At 52.6% G+C, this 329-nt stretch carries 1 protein-coding gene; it reads right to left on the bottom strand.

The genetic code is table 11. From position 1 onward, the window contains the following. The coding region (locus tag VZP09_RS07150) for a phage tail tube protein (RefSeq protein WP_328794993.1) at nt 1-329 on the bottom strand (329 nt) is incomplete at both ends.

The raw sequence follows: 329 nt of genomic DNA, 5'->3' as shown, positions 1-329 counted from the left end.
GGCGGCGTATTGGCTGCTGTGATATCCAGCTGAACCTGAACAATGTCAGTACTGCCAGCATCAGGCCAGTCACCGGAAATCTGCACTTCCGGGAAATAGAAGGTATATGCGCCTTCAGCATTCTCCAGCGTAAAGCTAAACGGTACCGTTTCGCCGGTGAACGTTTTCTTATAGAGCTCCCACGCAGCTTTTGACCAAGAAAGCGTGATCTGCCCGGACGGCGTAAAGGTTGTCGGAATATTCGCGCCGGCGAACGCCGAACCGGTACCGATGCAACGCTGGGTCTGCATATTGTTGTCGAACTGGATGTTGAAGGTATCGACACAGAA

The sequence above is a fragment of the Klebsiella sp. EMBS2024 genome, assembly GCF_036233805.1.
In the GTDB taxonomy this organism is placed as follows: Bacteria; Pseudomonadota; Gammaproteobacteria; order Enterobacterales; family Enterobacteriaceae; genus Klebsiella; species Klebsiella pneumoniae.
Note: the sequence above shows the minus strand (reverse complement) of the source record. Positions and strands in the feature narration are given on the sequence as shown.